13 protein-coding genes are annotated in these 16,187 nt (G+C 35.6%); 9 read left to right on the top strand and 4 right to left on the bottom strand.

Annotated elements, in window-relative coordinates; all coding sequences use genetic code 11:
* On the top strand, positions 1 to 1,842 hold a 1,842-nt coding region (locus ACH2CJ_RS06970; protein ID WP_394991567.1), incomplete at its 5' end, for a sensor histidine kinase.
* A gap of 300 nt (positions 1,843 to 2,142) precedes the next feature.
* On the opposite strand, the gene ACH2CJ_RS06965 is transcribed toward ACH2CJ_RS06970, so the two are convergent.
* Positions 2,143 to 2,760, bottom strand: a complete 618-nt coding sequence (locus ACH2CJ_RS06965) for a response regulator (RefSeq protein ID WP_394991566.1) — start codon at positions 2,758 to 2,760, stop codon at positions 2,143 to 2,145.
* 230 nt (positions 2,761 to 2,990) lie between these two features.
* Here ACH2CJ_RS06965 and ACH2CJ_RS06960 point away from each other — a divergent pair, with 230 nt between their 5' ends.
* The 5 genes from ACH2CJ_RS06960 (at position 2,991) to ACH2CJ_RS06940 (ending at position 9,569) form a co-directional block, all read left to right on the top strand.
* Positions 2,991 to 3,749 carry a patatin-like phospholipase family protein gene (locus ACH2CJ_RS06960; protein WP_394991565.1) on the top strand — a complete coding sequence of 253 codons (759 nt, stop codon included), beginning with the start codon at positions 2,991 to 2,993 and terminating at the stop codon, positions 3,747 to 3,749.
* A gap of 162 nt (positions 3,750 to 3,911) precedes the next feature.
* On the top strand, positions 3,912 to 6,092 hold the full coding sequence (locus ACH2CJ_RS06955) for a tetratricopeptide repeat protein (RefSeq protein ID WP_394991563.1): 2,181 nt from the start codon (positions 3,912 to 3,914) through the stop codon (positions 6,090 to 6,092).
* Positions 6,093 to 6,258: 166 nt separating this feature from the next.
* Positions 6,259 to 7,965 (top strand): sodium:solute symporter, encoded by a 1,707-nt coding sequence (locus ACH2CJ_RS06950; protein WP_394991561.1) that lies wholly within the window; start codon positions 6,259 to 6,261, stop codon positions 7,963 to 7,965.
* A 215-nt stretch (positions 7,966 to 8,180) separates the two neighbouring features.
* Positions 8,181 to 8,873: a response regulator transcription factor gene (locus ACH2CJ_RS06945; protein WP_394991559.1), complete on the top strand. Its 693-nt coding sequence runs from the start codon at positions 8,181 to 8,183 to the stop codon at positions 8,871 to 8,873.
* A 33-nt stretch (positions 8,874 to 8,906) separates the two neighbouring features.
* A complete protein-coding gene (locus tag ACH2CJ_RS06940; RefSeq protein ID WP_394991558.1) occupies positions 8,907 to 9,569 on the top strand; it encodes a 4'-phosphopantetheinyl transferase family protein in 663 nt (220 codons plus the stop codon).
* Between the two features lie 8 nt (positions 9,570 to 9,577).
* Here the strand turns inward: ACH2CJ_RS06940 and queG are convergent, their stop codons facing one another.
* The 3 genes from queG to lpxK are packed head-to-tail and all read right to left on the bottom strand — an operon-like array spanning position 9,578 to position 12,690.
* Positions 9,578 to 10,522: a tRNA epoxyqueuosine(34) reductase QueG gene (gene queG / locus ACH2CJ_RS06935; RefSeq protein WP_394991556.1), complete on the bottom strand. Its 945-nt coding sequence runs from the start codon at positions 10,520 to 10,522 to the stop codon at positions 9,578 to 9,580.
* Between the two features lie 9 nt (positions 10,523 to 10,531).
* Positions 10,532 to 11,620, bottom strand: a complete 1,089-nt coding sequence (locus ACH2CJ_RS06930) for a Tudor-knot domain-containing protein (RefSeq protein ID WP_394991555.1) — start codon at positions 11,618 to 11,620, stop codon at positions 10,532 to 10,534.
* On the bottom strand, positions 11,617 to 12,690 hold the full coding sequence (gene lpxK / locus ACH2CJ_RS06925) for a tetraacyldisaccharide 4'-kinase (protein ID WP_394991553.1): 1,074 nt from the start codon (positions 12,688 to 12,690) through the stop codon (positions 11,617 to 11,619). Before lpxK ends, ACH2CJ_RS06930 begins: the two co-directional genes overlap by 4 nt.
* Before the next feature lie 102 nt (positions 12,691 to 12,792).
* Here lpxK and ACH2CJ_RS06920 point away from each other — a divergent pair, with 102 nt between their 5' ends.
* From ACH2CJ_RS06920 to ACH2CJ_RS06910, 3 genes are all read left to right on the top strand, one after another.
* Positions 12,793 to 13,878, top strand: coding sequence for an o-succinylbenzoate synthase (locus tag ACH2CJ_RS06920; RefSeq protein ID WP_394991551.1), 1,086 nt, complete (start codon positions 12,793 to 12,795; stop codon positions 13,876 to 13,878).
* Positions 13,879 to 14,319: 441 nt separating this feature from the next.
* Positions 14,320 to 15,414, top strand: coding sequence for a type III polyketide synthase (locus ACH2CJ_RS06915; RefSeq protein ID WP_394991548.1), 1,095 nt, complete (start codon positions 14,320 to 14,322; stop codon positions 15,412 to 15,414).
* Positions 15,411 to 16,175: a methyltransferase domain-containing protein gene (locus ACH2CJ_RS06910; RefSeq protein ID WP_394991546.1), complete on the top strand. Its 765-nt coding sequence runs from the start codon at positions 15,411 to 15,413 to the stop codon at positions 16,173 to 16,175. The genes ACH2CJ_RS06915 and ACH2CJ_RS06910 overlap by 4 nt, the downstream gene beginning before the upstream one ends.
* The last annotated feature ends 12 nt before the right edge of the window (positions 16,176 to 16,187 follow it).

The following is a 16,187-nucleotide window of genomic DNA, read 5'->3' as shown; positions in this document are numbered from 1 at the left end:
CAAAATAACGCTATTGAAAATGACTCATTGCTTCATTATAAAACGCTTTTGCAAAATCCACAAAATAAAACGATTCAAAAAGCCGAAGCCTTAAAAAACATTGTTATTTTTTACTTCGATAATCAAATCCAAAGCGATTCACTTAATAAATACTGCGATTTATATATCCAATTTACCATTCAAAATAAACTAAATGAGTCAATTTTAGATGCTTATTATCGAAAAGTGAATGTTTTGAGATACCAAGTAAAATGGATTGAATTGATAAAAACAGGAAAAGAATCATTAGAAACAATTAGAAAGTTAAAAATACCCGCTTCTGCTTATCAAATAAGTCTGATTACTGACGAAATGGTGTACGGATATGTATTTTTATCAGATTTAGAAAATGTCAATTTTTATACCGACAAAAGTATTTCCGACCTTAAAAAAGAGAATAAAAACGGAATTTATAATGCCCAAATATCACAACTTTTTCTAACAAAAGGGCGTGCTTACGGTTATTCTCGAATGTTTGAAATCGGAAATAGTTTACTGGATTCTTCACTTGTTTATATCAATAAAACGACTGAAAAAGTAAAAAAATATTATCTCTTAAATGACATTGTGAGTAATAAAGTAGAGTTGAATCGTAGTAGTGAAGCCCTTCCAATGGCTTTAGAATGTCTTAGGTTTTTCGAAAAAACTCCTTCAAATCGTGGTTTGGCAGAAATAGAAATGTTACTTGGAAGGATTTATTTGGCTCAAAAAAAATACAATAAATCTATTGAATTTAGTAAAAAGCCAATCGGTAAAATCACAAATCCGAGAATCTTGTACCATTGCTACGAAAGCCAATATCAATCTTATAAAGCAAAAGGTATGATGGCTGAGGCTCTTGTTGCCTTTGAAAAATATCATCAATACCTTAGCCAATTGTTCAATGCCAAAGTTGCTAATGAAAAATCAGCTCTTGAGAAAAGATTTATTGAAGAAAAATCGGCAGTTTTACTTAATATAGAGAAACAAGAAGTTAAGCTGCAAAAAACTTATCGCAATTACTTTATTATTGGTGCAATTCTTTTATCGTTAGTTTCGATAGGTTTATTTTTTAATCAAAGGCTTTTGCAAAAACAAAAACAAGAAATTGAAAATCAGAAACGTACGATTGAGGAATTAAATGTAAATTTAGAGAAAAAAGTTGAAATTCGTACCGCTGAGCTAAAACAGGCATTCAACGAAATTAAAGAGGCAATGCAACGTGGACAAACTCTTGAACGAAAGCGAATGGCGGCTGATTTACACGATAATTTGGGAAGTTTACTTTCGGCAGTTTCGATAAGCATGGAGGCCATCGACCGAAGTCATTTAACCGAAAACGAAAGAAAAGTATATGACAATGTAGGAGAAATGATTGAAAATGCCTACGCCGAAATAAGATTTCTCTCGCATAACCTGCTTCCAGAAGCATTAGAGAATGGGAATTTAGGCGATGCTTTTGAAAATCTCATTGATAAATTGAATACACAAAATCGTACTTATTTTGTATTAAAAACTATTATTTTGAAGAAGTACGAGAAGAAAATAGAACTAAATCTGTATTCTATTGCCTTAGAAATCTGTAATAATATTTTGAAACACGCCGAAGCTGACGAAGCAAAAGTAAGCCTTTTTGAGAAAAACAAAAGTTTAATTTTAGAGATTTCGGATAATGGCAAAGGCTTTGAAAACAAAGAAAAAGGTTTTGGATTGAAAAACATCGAGGTCCGATTGCAGGAAATCAATGGCAAAATGCAGCTAAAAAGCATTAAAAACAAAGGCACAAAGATTATTTGTGCTGTGCCTTTGGAAGTATCTCAATAAAAAAAATCATTCTGACCCGATTGCCACAATATTCCAAACACCCGAAAAAGTGTTTGTTAAAAGAATTACATCCTAAACCACAGATTAAGAATAAAAAAAAATCATGATTAAATTACCGATATATAACAAAATAAAAGGCTTGATTGATAAAATTGAAGAAGTTTGTGGCGTATCAGCTCCACCTGCATAACTGATGACTGTTCCTGTGGGTGTATTGATTACTTTTGTATTTTGACTAATAGCATTAAAATTCTACAAAATACCAAGAGTTATAAATAACTGTTTACCGTGACATTTGCATTAAAACTCAATTAAATGATTCGTTAAGGCATATTTGAGTAATCCAAATGAGTTTTTTACACCAGTTTTTCGGAAAATATTTTTTCGATGAGTTTCTACCGTATTCAGCGAAATTGAGAGAATTTTGGCAATTTCTTGACTCGAATTTTCATTGGTAATTAATTTAATAATTTCTATTTCTCTCTCGGTTAGGTGTTCTTTTATCTCATCACTAATCAATTTCCGAAAAACGGTTTCATTGAAAAATCGTTTCCCATTGGCAACATTTCTAATGGATTTCTCAAAATCAGCTCGTTTTGAATTTTTTAGAATATAACCAATTGCTCCCGCTTTGATTGCTGATTTGATATTTTCGGTTGTTTCTACCATTGTAAGCATCAATATTTGAAGGTCAGGATATCGCAATTTGGCTTGCTTTGTTAGTTCAATACCATTCATCAAAGGCATATTATAATCAGCTATCAAAACATCCACTTCATTATACATTAGTTTTCTTAAAGCATCTTGACCATCTCTTGCTTTATCAGCTACTTCAATTCCTTCAAAATCACGAATAAGCAAAGCAAGACTTTCGAGAAATAGCTCGTGGTCGTCGGCAATTAGAACTTTTATTGGCATATTTTTGAGGTATTAAATTCGAAGAAATGAATTTAATACAAATGTGGAAATAAAATCCTTTGAAAAAAATACCTGTTTACCGTGAGATTGAGTTTAATTAATATTTAGTTTCATAAAGTGTAAAAAATTTAAGTCCAAGTTTTTATTAGCATTTTTTACTACTTTTGATGATTAAATTCACTAACAAAAGTTCCCTTTTAGTACTGGGATACTAAATCTTAGGGGTAATTATGAAAATAGGTTTAGCACTTTCAGGCGGTGGCAGCAGAGGGTTCGCCCATTTGGGAGCATTGAAAGCTCTCAACGAATTAGGCATCAAACCCTGCATGATTACAGGCACAAGTGCAGGTTCTTTGGTTGGAGCTTTGACGGCAGCAGGTTATTCACCAGATTTTATTTTTGAAACGATTCAGTCATTGGGAATAATGAATTCATTAAAATTTGCGTTCAATCGTTTCGGACTATTCAAAATGGAGAAAGTTGAGGATATTTTCTTGAAATATATTCCACACAATTCGTTTGAAAAACTCAAAATTCCACTTACTATTTGTGCTACGGACATAGAAAAAGGCGAAGCGGTTTATTTTAGTAAAGGCGAATTAATAAAGCCCATCATGGCTTCTTGCAGTATTCCTGGAATTTTCGAGCCAATAAAGTTTCAAGGTCGAGTTTTGGTTGATGGCGGCATTGTTAATAACCTACCCACCGAGCCATTAGAAGGTATTTGCGATTTTATTATTGGCATAAATGTAACACCCGTTGGTAATAATATGCCTATTAATTCGGCACGAGATGTATTAATGAAAAGCCTATATTTAGCCATCAGAAATACTTCTGGTGAAAAACTAAAACGTTGTGATGTTGCAATCGAACCTCATGAAATTTATAATTATAATGGACTGAGTATGTCGAAAGCCAAAGAGATTTATCAACTTGGCTACCAAAACGCTTTACGAGAAGCAGAAGGAAAATTATTGCGGGTTTTGTAATCAGATACGAGATTGGAGATGCGTGATACGAGAAAAAAGCAAAAAAAAAGTCCCATATCTCGAATCTCATATCTCAAATCTATTTTTGGCATCAAATTAGATAATTTTTTACTCAAAAAGGCGTTAAAAAAAAGAATACCTACCATAATTTTAGAATATTAAGTGCAAAAACTATTTATCCTTATAGCATTTTCGTTGCTAATTACTGCTTGCTCACAGTTTAGCAACTCACCTATGAGTAAGGCTTGGCACAATACCAATGCTCGATTCAACTCGCTCATTATTGCTCGTGAAAACATGAAGCAAGCTGAGAAGGATTTGTTCGATAAGCGAGAAGAAAATTATAGCTCTTTGATGACCATTTTTGTTCCGATTGACTCGGTGAAAAGCCAAGCCGTAGCAACAAATTTAAAAGAAGTAATCGACAAAACTTCGTTGATTGCAGAGCGACATTCCAACTCAAAATATTTAGCCGAAGCTTACATTTTATTAGGAAAATCTCGCCTTTTGAAAGAAGATTATATCAATGCTGTGGAGGTTTTTAAGTTTATCAATACAACCAGTAGTAACGAAAAAGGCAAACATTCGGCATTGATTTGGTTGATGCGTGCCTATACAGAGCAGAAAGATTATGATACAGCCTTGAAGGTTTCGGAAGTGCTACGTACACTCGATTTGAACAATGAAAATACACGGGATTTTTATTTAACAAAAGCATATTTACATCAAAAACGGGAAGAATTTGCTATTTCGGCAGCCATAGGCGAAGAAGCTTTGAAATTGATGTCGAAAGGCGAGAAGACCGCACGGGTGCATTATGCAGTCGGACAAATGTATGATTTGCTCGGTCAACCTGCTAAAGCCATGCCTCATTTTCAGGCAGTTGCCAAAAATCGGCCTAATTACGACATGGAGTTTTATGCTCGCATGAATACACTTTTGGACCAAGCAGCAGCACAAAGAGGAAGTACGGCGGGCGTGCAGGAAAACTTCAAGAAAATGCTGAACGACCGCAAAAACGCTGACTTAAAAGACAAAATTTACTTTACGATGGGAGGTATCGAGATGAAGAAACAGAACTATCCAAAAGCCATCGAATATTTTAACGCTTCACTCCGTAATTCAAAAGGAAACAGTACCCAAAATGCCTATACTTATTTAGAATTAGCCGAATTACATTATAATCAATTGCTCAAATACGACGTGGCGAGTATGTATTATGACAGTACGCTAACAGCTTTACCAAAAACCTCGACCGACTATGAACGTATTGCCAAACGTGCTATTTCGTTGGGCGATTTTGTAAAATACCAAAAAGTATTAATTGTAGAAGATAGCTTGCAACGTTTGGCGGCTATGAATCCTGCGGCTTTAGACAAAACTTTGGAGCGAGTAATCAAGCAAAAAGAGGAAGATGAGCGACACATGCAGGAAATGGCTCAAAAAATTATTTCGCAAAATAGCATTCCAGTAGAACGACTTTCTGACAAAGATGCCGATTTTAAACGTTGGGCATTGTATGACCCCTTGGTGATTTCTCGAAATAAAAGCGATTTTCAACAGCTTTGGGGAAGCCGTCCGCTTGAAGACAATTGGCGAAGAAAAGACAAAGAAGCTGGTTCGATAAGTTTTAAAGTTGAAAAAGGCATTGTTGGGCAAGAACCCGCAAGTAAACAAGTACTAAAACAGACTCCCGAAGAAATCAAAAAACAGCAGGACGACAAAGATGCTTTGGCTTTGGAAGGCAAGAAAAAAGAACTTTACGACAAAGTCCCCACTACGGCCGAAAAGTTAATCGCCTCTAAACGCAAGCAAGAAGAAGCCTATTATCAGGTGGGGAAGATTTATAAATTTCAGTTTAATGAGCCGCAAAATGCTATCGAAACTTTTCAAACATTATTAGCAAAATTCCCGACAACCGTTCACGAAGTTGAGGTTTTGTATCTACTAACTTTGTTGTCAGAAAACCAAGCCACGAGTCCGTATCGTAAAACTTTGATTGATAAATATCCTGCCTCAACTTATGCTCGTCAGTTGATGCGTGGCAATGTGCAAATCACCGGCGATACCGAGTCGAAAGCTGGCGTTGTGTATTCGCAGGCGTTTAATTTATTTAGCAACGAAAGTTACGATTCGGCAATGAAATTGGCAGAAGATGGCTTGATTACTTATACAGGTACGAGCATTGAAGATAAATTTGCGATGCTCCGCATCTTTTTATTTGCCAAAACCGAACAAAAAGAGGCTTACAAACAAGCACTCAACGAATTTATACAAGGCTATCCATCAAGTAGTTTGATGGGTAGAGCCAAAGAAATGATGGCAGTTGTGGAGAAAAAGTAACAACCAAAATATAACCCAAAACAATAATTATGAAAAAAACTATACCCGTAGACGAAGATGATGAAAAACCTCCAATCCTCGGTGCTTGGCAAAATGTATATGCTTTAGTAGCTGGCACATTGTTTTTTCTTATTGTACTATTCTATGTTCTCACCCTATACTTTGCATGACAAACCTCGACTGGACTTTACTTACTTTTACCCTACTTTTTATCATCATTTATGGTGTTTACAAAAACCATAAAGACAAAAACATTGACGGATATCTACTTGGTAATCAATCACTTCCGTGGTATCATGTAGGACTTTCGGTGATGGCAACACAAGCGAGTGCCATTACCTTTTTATCTACTACTGGACAAGGTTTTGACAACGGAATGCAATTTGTACAATTCTACTTTGGACTTCCTCTTGCCATGATAGTTTTGTGTGTTACATTTATCCCAATTTTTCATCGTTTAAAGGTTTATACCGCTTACGAATATTTAGAAAAACGCTTCGATGGAAAAGTAAGAGTTTTTACCGCATTTTTATTCCTGCTTCAACGTGGACTTTCCACTGGAATCTCTATTTATGCTCCTTCCATCATCATTTCGACCATTTTTGGTTGGGATATTTTCTGGACAAATATTTTGATGGGCGGCATGGTGCTAACTTATACGGTGGTGGGAGGAACGAAGGCGATTTCTTATACGCATTTGCAACAAATGATCGTGATTACGGTAGCGATGGTTTTGGCAGGAATAATCGTAGTAAATCTGCTTCCAGAAAATATTGGTTTGGTAAAAGCCCTGAAAATTGCGGGGAAAGCCAACCACATGAAAATCGTTTCTCTTGATTTTAACCCAAATGACCGCTATAATTTATGGTCGGGTCTTATCGGTGGATTTTTCTTGCAGCTTTCTTATTTTGGTACTGACCAATCGCAAGTGGGGCGTTATCTGACAGGTGAGTCTATCACCCAAAGTCGCCTCGGCTTGGTGATGAATGGCTTACTAAAAGTGCCAATGCAGTTTTTAATTTTGTTGGTTGGAGTTCTTGTTTTTGTATTTTATCAATACAATGCTTCACCTATTTTCTTTAATAAAGTAGAAACCGACAAACTACTTTCGAGTCAATATGCCCCACAATTTCAAGCATTAGAGAAACAATACAGTGAAGTTTCCGAACAGCGTAGAAAACTACTTTTAAGCTCCGAACAGCTTGATAATAAGCAACTTATCATATATAAAAGTAGCATAAACAAATCTGATTCTATTACAAAAAGTATTAAAGGTCAAGTAGTTGAATTAATTAAAAAGAACGACCCAGCCGCCAGCACCAATGACAGAGATTTTGTATTTTTAAGGTTTGTCTTAGACCATCTTCCACACGGACTCATTGGGCTTTTGATTGCTGTAATATTTGCCGCTTCGATGGGATCTATCGCCTCGGCATATAATTCTTTGGCTGCTACGACTGTTGTTGATGTTTACCGAAAATTCTCAAAAAATACACCTACCGAAAGAGCTGAATTGAACGCTTCTAAAGTTTCGACAGTTTTATGGGGGCTTTTCTGTATATTTGTTGCACAATACGCCAACAAACTCGGCAATATGATTGAAGTAGTCAATGTGCTTGGCTCATTGTTTTACGGAATCATTTTAGGTGTATTTTTAGTAGCTTTTTATTTTAAAAACATTGGTGGGACGGCCACTTTCTGGTCAGCAGTTATTAGTCAAGGCATAATTTTAGGAATCGGAATTCCGCAATTGATTCTAAAAAAAGAATGGATTGCCTACCTTTGGTTCAATCCACTTGGATGTTTTTTAGTGATTGGAATTGCATTGGTGTTGCAAAAAAGTTTAAAAAAAGGGGTTACGCATAGCAATTAATTTCACCTCCTTGGAAAAAGGATGGGTGTCAAAATCCTGACGAAGTCGAATTTTGACGAGGTGGTTTGTTCCAAATTGAATACTTTTCAAACTAATTCTACGTCAAAAACCATCCCGCCGACTGCGTCAGGCACTCCTCCTTGAAAAAGAGGGTAAATTAAAAACTTTCGCTACTCCCAATACGAAATAAAAACTCGTATCTCAACAAAATAAATATGGAAAAGAAACGAATACTCATCATTGAAGACGACCAACGCTTAGCAGAAAACCTTGTAAAAGGTTTATCGGAGAAGGGTTTTGAAACAGAAGTAGCTTTTGATGGGCAAATTGGACTTCGGTTTGCTCTTAGCGGAAAGTTCGATTTGATATTGTTGGATGTGAATCTTCCACAAATGAATGGTTATGAAGTTTGCTCAAAAATTAGAGAAAAAGATAGCCAAATACCGATTATCATGCTTACGGCTTTGGGTGAAACCGACGATAAAATTGTTGGTTTTGAGAAAGGTGCCGATGATTATATCGTAAAACCTTTTGAGTACCGTGAACTCATTGCTCGTGTAAATGTTTTCTTGAAACGTGCTTATGCCGAAAACGAAAATAATGCCAATCTGCTACGGATTGCCGACCTCGAAATAAATCTCGAAAGTAAAATGGCTTCTCGTCAAGGCAAAACTATTGACCTGACACCAAAAGAGTTTTCTTTACTCGAATATCTCATTAGAAATAAAGGAAAAGTAATTTCAAAAACTGAGATTGCCGAAAAAATCTGGGAAGGCAATAACGCCGAAAGTAGCTTAAATGTGATAGAAGTTTATATCAATTTTCTTCGCAAAAAAATAGACAAAGACTTTGAGCCAAAACTCATTCATACCAAAACTGGCATGGGTTATGTTTTGAAAGATGAGTAGATTTTGAAATAAATTGTAAAAATCTCACGCATTATGCCCATTATTCTTCAAAAAAAATACGAACGGGCAACGAACCCTTGGGCGACATACAGCGACGGCATTCATTTAGCAGTTTGGCAAATCACCGAAACTCATGATGAATTACAAGCAATGTTGCCTTCCGAAATCTTGACCGATGCCGAATTGGCAAGCATTAAACACCCTCAAAAACAAATTGAGTTCTTTTGTAGTCGCCTAACTATCAAATTCTTAGCCGATTTTCTTGGTATAAAATACCTCGGAATCAAAAAAGACGAGCACGGCAAACCTTACTTAGTAGGTTCAACTTGGCAAATGTCGCTCACTCACACTTCCAACTTCGTGGCGGCAATCATGCACCCAACTAAAGCATTGGGAATGGATATGGAAAAGCCTTCCGAAAAAATACGTAAAATTGCCCATAAATTTTTGTCAGAAAGTGAAATGACAGCCGCTAATAACGACTTAGAAAAACTTTGTATTTATTGGTCTGCCAAAGAAGCATTGTACAAACTTTATGGTAAACGCAAAGTTATTTTCCATGAACATCTACACGTTTTTCCTTTTCAAAAAGATGATTCCGAAATCATCGGCAGACTAAAAATCAATGAAATTGATGAACAATACACCATTTTTATAGAAAATATTGCTGGTTATGTTCTCGTAGTTGCAGGTTAGTAAATCATCTATTGAGTTGATTTCACAAACGCAATATTCCGCTTCAAACCCTCTAATTTTGTACGTTTTACCGCACTTCGTTTGAAAATTTCTTGAAAAACTTCTTCTGAAATCTCCTCCCAATCTTTTTTTGTAAATTGCTGCAAATCAGGGTGTTGCGAGAATTCTGGCGTAGTATTCGGTCGAGAAAAACTATTCCATGGACATACATCTTGACAAATATCACAACCAAAAATCCAGTTTTCAAACTTGCCTTTTACTTCGTCAGGAATCGCTTCTTTTAGCTCAATCGTAAAATAAGATATACATTTCGAGCCATCAACTACATAAGGTTCAGTAATTGCATCGGTCGGGCAAGCATCTACGCAACGAGTACAAGTGCCGCAATAATCTTTTATAGCACCATCGGGTTGAAGTTCTAAATCGCAGATAATTTCGCCAATAAAAAAGAAACTTCCAATTTCTCTGGTTATCAAATTAGTATGTTTCCCAACCCAACCAATACCACTTTTTTTGGCCCAAACCTTGTCCATCACTGGGGCAGAATCTACGAATACTCTTCCATTCACCTCTCCTATTTCTTCCGAAATATAGGTCATCAAATCCTTCAGTTTGTCTTTCAGCACAAAGTGATAATCTGTACCATAAGCATACTTTGAGATTTTATAATGTTCATCATCTTGGGGTAATTGTTTCTCAGGAAAATAGTTTAGTATAACTGTAATGACCGATTTTGCTCCATCAACCAATTTTCTGGGGTCAAGGCGTTTGTCGAAATGGTTTGCCATATAACCCATTTTTCCATGATAATTTTGGTTAAGCCATGCGTCTAAACGTGGAGCTTCTTCTTCCAAAAAATCGGCATTTGAAATACCACAAGCATCAAAACCCAATTCGGAGGCTTTAGATTTGATGAGTTGAGCGTATTTTTCGGAAAATGAAGTTAGCAGCATATCAGCATTTTATTTTTTTTTGATGTTTTCAGATGAAATCCATTCATCCCATTGGCTATCATAATCGTCGTAGTGAACGTAGTGCAGACAAGAAAACTTTTTTATGACCTTTGCAGAATACCATTTTTGGTCTTCGCCACTTAGTGCTTTTACTTTTGTGCCAATCGGAAAATCTTTTGCACACGAAAAAGTTTTCAGTCGAGAAGCCTCTAACCACTCGGTTTCGTTATTAGTATAACTATAAAATCGCACATTGAATTTATTATTGGCATCGGCACTTTCAATAAAACCCAAATAGTCTTCTCCGTCATAATCAACCATCACTCGCTCACCAATACGGGAGTTTTTCTTGGAAGGAATATTACTTGAAATCGCCCAGTTTTTCATACTTTTTGGCACAAAAAAGGCTGCTTTTTGACCTTCAACCACTGCCATTTCTTCATCAATGTAACTCGATAATTCATCTAAAGTAATGCTGCCATTATTATTAGCATCTACAAAGTTTTTTCCTTGAAGGCCATACAAGAGAGCATTAGAAAATGTCCAATTACCAGTAGAGACATCGGTCGGAACGACTGAGTTGAGGGCTACATAATCTCGTGAGGGATATTTTTGCACTTCCTTTGCCAATCCACCCGAATTGCAACAATCGGCAGTGAAAAAAGCCATATTTCCAGCAAAATTTTCATTGACAGTTTCTACAATTTCTTCTGCCGACCAATCTGCCCCTTGATAATTGGCAAAACAAACTTTGTCATCATCGTTTTTATAGCCATGTCCACAATAATAAAAAAACAGCATATCACCTTTTTGGGCTTGCTTCAAAAATGTAGCAAAAGTAGCTCTAACAGATTTTGTGGTTGCTTGTTGGTCTTTAAGATACCTGATTTGATTACTCGGCACACCATTATTCTGAAAAAACCGCAAGATTTTGGCATCTACTCGTTCTTTTTTCTCAAATGAAGCAAAACTATTGGCATCGGCCCATTCGAGAACTCCCACCATAAAAACCCAAGTTCGGTTGAACCCTGTTTTGGTTTGAGCAATTGTCAAAAAGTTTGACAACAATAAGAGCGAGACTAAAGTTAGTTTTTTCATGCTAAATTTTTTAAACTTGAGTAAACAAAATCATCAAAAGTCTTTTTGTCTTCCAACTCAATTTCGATTGGGACATAAAAAAAATGTTTCATTTCTTCCTCATTCAACAAGGGCTTGATTTTCACCATGTCTTTTTCGGTCGTGATTATTTGTAAAACATTCTTGAATTGAGCCGTTTCAGTTATAATTTCATTCATTTCTTTCCTTGTAAAAGAAAAATGGTCGGAAAAATTGTGCACATTATTAATGCTGAAACCTTGTTCGGAAAGATATTCTATAAAAACTTCTGGCTTAGCAATTGCCGTTACAACATTACTTTTCTGCTGAGGTTTGAAAGTGTTCTTAGAAAAATATCCAACGACTGATTTATAGTTAATTCTTGAAAAAAAAATAGGCGTTTCGGGCGAAACATATTTTTTTATACCATTAATAATAGCTGTATGTTTCTGAATATTTATGTCTTTCGGACATTTCGTTACAATCACGGCATTGGCTCGTTTGGCACTTTGTCGCAAATCTCGTAGCTTTCCAAAAGGCACTAAACTATCTTCATAAAATGGTCGGTTATAATCACACAAAAGCAAATTAAGCTGCGGAGCTATTTTTCGATGCTGAAAAGCATCATCAAGTAGAACTATCGATTGAATTTCCGTCTCAATATTAGGCATTTGTCTTTGAATTTCATTCACCCCTACTATTCTATCTTCACAAACCACAACATTTATTTTATCTTTAAATTTCAAGAAATACTGCATCGGTTCATCGCCAATACTTTCGGCGGTGGCTGTTGCATCTGCCCAAACAAAGCCCTTTGTTTTCCGCTTATATCCTCTACTTAAAATACTTGTTTTGTAATTATCAGCGAGTAAACGAACCAAATATTCTACGTGGGGCGTTTTACCTGTGCCGCCCAAATTCAGATTCCCAACATTGATACAAAAAACTTTGGGCCTTACTGATTTTAATATATTTTTGTCATAAAGCCAGTTTCGCACGAAAATTGTAAGATTAATTATAAGCATAATCGGGTACAATATGATGCGAAGAATAAAAAAAAAGACTAACTTCATAGGTCAATATTTGAGGGGTTTACTGAAAAACACAGAAATCGGTCGAACTGTGGCATAAAAAACAAAAGTTTCTGTATTTTTGCCAAAACTAAGCATTTTTCAATGGGTCTGAAAGTCAAAATGTATAAGCATACACTTAAGTTTAAGTTTGAAGCTGGAACTTCTCGTGGCGTTTATACTGAAAAAGATACTTATTTCTTGAAAATATTCGATTCCGAAAATCCTAAGATTTTTGGTTTGGGAGAAGCTGCCCCTTTACACGGTTTGAGCATTGATGATTTCCCAAATTATCAAGATATTCTGCAAGGAGCTTGCGATACTTTCAATGGCTTAGACTTGGAAGTTTTTGAGTGGAATATCAACATTATTCTTTCCCAACTCATCGACGACCGACTTCCTTCTATTAAATTTGGCTTTGAAACAGCTCTAATTGATTACATGAATGGGGGCAAAAGAATAATTTTTGATAATGATTTTGTGAAAGGCGAAAAAGCTATTAATATAAATGGGTTGGTGTGGATGGGTAGTAAGGCCTTTATGATGGAACAAGTTGAAGAGAAAATTTTAGCCGGGTTTGACACCATCAAAATGAAAATAGGTGCTATCAATTTTGATGAAGAATTAAGTATTTTATCTTCCATTAGAAATCGTTTTTCTAACGAAAAAATTACACTTAGAGTTGATGCTAACGGTGCTTTTTCGCCAGAAGAAGCACAAAAAAAACTATTACAACTATTTGATTATCAAATACATAGCATCGAACAACCCATAAGACAAACGCAAACAGATGCCATGATGGGTTTGTGCGAAAATAGTCCGATACCCATCGCTTTAGACGAAGAATTGATTGGCATAACCGACTATGTGCAGAAGATGCAATTGCTCAAAAAAATAAAGCCAAAATATATTATTTTGAAACCTACTTTGCTCGGCGGACTTCAACACTGCCGTGAGTGGATCGAGATTGCTTCACGCCTACATGTTGGTTGGTGGCTCACTTCGGCACTCGAATCGAATATTGGGTTGAATGCTATTGCACAATTTTCTGCCGAATACAAAAATACACTTCCGCAAGGGCTTGGAACTGGAGCTTTGTATCATAATAATATCGAAAGTCCGTTAGTAGTAAAAGAAGGAAAACTTCATTATAACCTTCAAAAAAATTGGGATTTAGCTATTTTTGAATAGCTTTAAATTTTTACTGTTATTCCCAAATCACTAATTATCAACCACTTGACAGTACATTAACTTCTTTTTTTGCTACTTTTGCAACCTCCACTTAGTTTTTTAAGTAATCCAGTCTAAAATATACTCATCTGTTACACAATACACTCCTAAAATAGTTCAAAAAAGAGAGCATTGTTTCGATGTTTTTTTACAAGAAACCCTCAATTTTACTGCAGACCACATTTTAAAATTTCATCATTTTGGCGGTAAAGTAGATGTACGAAACGACCACAAAATGAACCGTGGAAACAAATTGAATACTTTGAGTGTTACACGTTTTAGAATTGATGATAAAAATTTCGTAGCTTCGGTATGAAGACCTCTAAAAAGATAAAAACTTCGTATATAGAGTTTTTACGGAGTGTATTTCGTAGATTTAAGTTTATTTTACCTTAAATTTCCATGCCAAAAATAACTGCCATCGGCACCGCCACACCAACTTACCGACATCGGCAGGAAGATATTATGCAGTTTATGCTTGATGCCAACAATCCTGACGAGAAAAACCGAAGATTACTTCCAATTTTATATCGACGAAGCGGCATCGAAACTCGCTATTCGGTCTTTCCTGATTTCTCGCTGACTCGTGGTCAATGGGATTTTTTTGGAAATAATTGCATTATTCCCTCGCTCGAAAAACGAATGAGTTTATTTAATTCACAAGCGGTAGATTTATCGGTCAATGCAATTAATGACTGCTTGAAAAATACTGCGGGCGGCGTTTCGGATATTCAAAACATTACGCATTTAATCACCGTTACTTGCACAGGCATTTCGGCCCCTGGTTTGGATATTTTATTGATGAAAAAACTCAGTCTTTCACCCAATATTATTCGTACTTCGGTCAATTTTATGGGTTGCTATGCCGCACTTCATGCACTCAAAATTGCTGATGCTTTTTGTCGTTCGGATGCTTCTGCAAAAGTTTTAATAGTTTGTACCGAATTATGTACTTTACATTTTCAAAAATCAAATGATGTCGATGCAATTCTTTCATCTACACTCTTTGCCGACGGTTCGGCGGCGTGTTTGGTAAGCTCTGAAAAAGATGTAGAAGGCTTGGAAATTAAGCAGTTTTATTCAAAAGTTGCTCTTGGTGGTCAAGAAGACATGGCTTGGCAACTTTCAAGCAATGGTTTTTTGATGACTCTTAGCAATCACGTACCGAAATTGATAAAAGAAGAAATAAAAAATCTGCTCGAAAGTTCGCTTGCACAACTCAATTTAAGCATTGATAAAATTACAGATTGGGCTATTCATCCCGGAGGTAAAAATATCTTGGAAGCTGTCGAACATTCGTTGGGTTTAAGTCATGATGATTTGGCAAAATCTTATGATGTCTTAAAAAATTATGGAAATATGTCATCGCCTACGATTTTGTTTGTATTGAAAGAGATGATGCAAAGTAATACTTCACATAATTCCAAACAGAACAATATCTTTGCCGTTGCTTTCGGGCCAGGTATCACGATGGAAAGCGTAATCTTAGAAAAATGACCTTCAAAACTCGCTCCTACCAAGCTGAACTACTTGATAATGACGATATTCCAGCTAAAGACCTTTACCAAAACCTACGAGAATTAGATTTCATCAATCATACACTTGGTGGACATTCAGTAGTTTTAGATGGGATTAAATATTTTATAAATTCAGTATTAAAAATAAATATTGAAAATAAAATTTTAACTATAAATTCCAAACATGCTAATATTTCAAATATTTCTGAAAATATTGTTATTTATGAAATTGGTAGCGGTGGCGGTGATAATCTACGAGCAATAGGAAAATATTTAAATCACAAGCATATCCCACACCAACTTGGTGGGGTTGATTTAAAAGAAGACTGTGTAAGATTTGCCGAAAGCTATAACTTAAACTCTGTTCAAATAAACTACCAAATTGCTGATTATCAGCTTGTTACATTTCCTAATGGCAAGCCACATATCATTTTTAATTCGCTTTTTTGCCATCATTTTCGAGATGAAGCACTCATAGAAATGTTGCGATGGATGCACCAAAATGCCCAAGTTGGCTTTATTATTGCCGATTTGCATCGACATCCGCTTGCTTATTATTCAATCAAATGGCTTACGCAACTATTTTCAAAATCATACTTAGTCAAAAATGATGCTCCATTGTCAGTTTTGAGAGGTTTTACAAGAAATGAATGGAAAATTTTATTAGAAAAAGCAGAAATAAAACATTACAAAATCAAATGGAAATGGGCGTTTCGCTGGCTGATTTTAGTGGAAAATTAAGCACAATGACAT

It is taken from the genome of Emticicia sp., assembly GCF_043780375.1.
Lineage (GTDB): Bacteria > Bacteroidota > Bacteroidia > Cytophagales > Spirosomataceae > Emticicia.
Note: the sequence above shows the minus strand (reverse complement) of the source record. Positions and strands in the feature narration are given on the sequence as shown.

Excerpts from the sequence above, each read along its gene's own strand:
- queG (WP_394991556.1), bottom strand. The coding sequence starts at position 10,522 with ATGCTGCTAACTTCATTTTCCGAAAAATACGCTCAACTCATCAAATCT.
- ACH2CJ_RS06965 (WP_394991566.1), bottom strand. The coding sequence starts at position 2,760 with ATGCCAATAAAAGTTCTAATTGCCGACGACCACGAGCTATTTCTCGAA.
- lpxK (WP_394991553.1), bottom strand. The coding sequence starts at position 12,690 with ATGAAGTTAGTCTTTTTTTTTATTCTTCGCATCATATTGTACCCGATT.
- ACH2CJ_RS06940 (WP_394991558.1), top strand. The coding sequence starts at position 8,907 with ATGCCCATTATTCTTCAAAAAAAATACGAACGGGCAACGAACCCTTGG.
- ACH2CJ_RS06950 (WP_394991561.1), top strand. The coding sequence starts at position 6,259 with ATGACAAACCTCGACTGGACTTTACTTACTTTTACCCTACTTTTTATC.
- ACH2CJ_RS06960 (WP_394991565.1), top strand. The coding sequence starts at position 2,991 with ATGAAAATAGGTTTAGCACTTTCAGGCGGTGGCAGCAGAGGGTTCGCC.
- ACH2CJ_RS06910 (WP_394991546.1), top strand. The coding sequence starts at position 15,411 with ATGACCTTCAAAACTCGCTCCTACCAAGCTGAACTACTTGATAATGAC.
- ACH2CJ_RS06920 (WP_394991551.1), top strand. The coding sequence starts at position 12,793 with ATGGGTCTGAAAGTCAAAATGTATAAGCATACACTTAAGTTTAAGTTT.
- ACH2CJ_RS06945 (WP_394991559.1), top strand. The coding sequence starts at position 8,181 with ATGGAAAAGAAACGAATACTCATCATTGAAGACGACCAACGCTTAGCA.
- ACH2CJ_RS06930 (WP_394991555.1), bottom strand. The coding sequence starts at position 11,620 with ATGAAAAAACTAACTTTAGTCTCGCTCTTATTGTTGTCAAACTTTTTG.
- ACH2CJ_RS06915 (WP_394991548.1), top strand. The coding sequence starts at position 14,320 with ATGCCAAAAATAACTGCCATCGGCACCGCCACACCAACTTACCGACAT.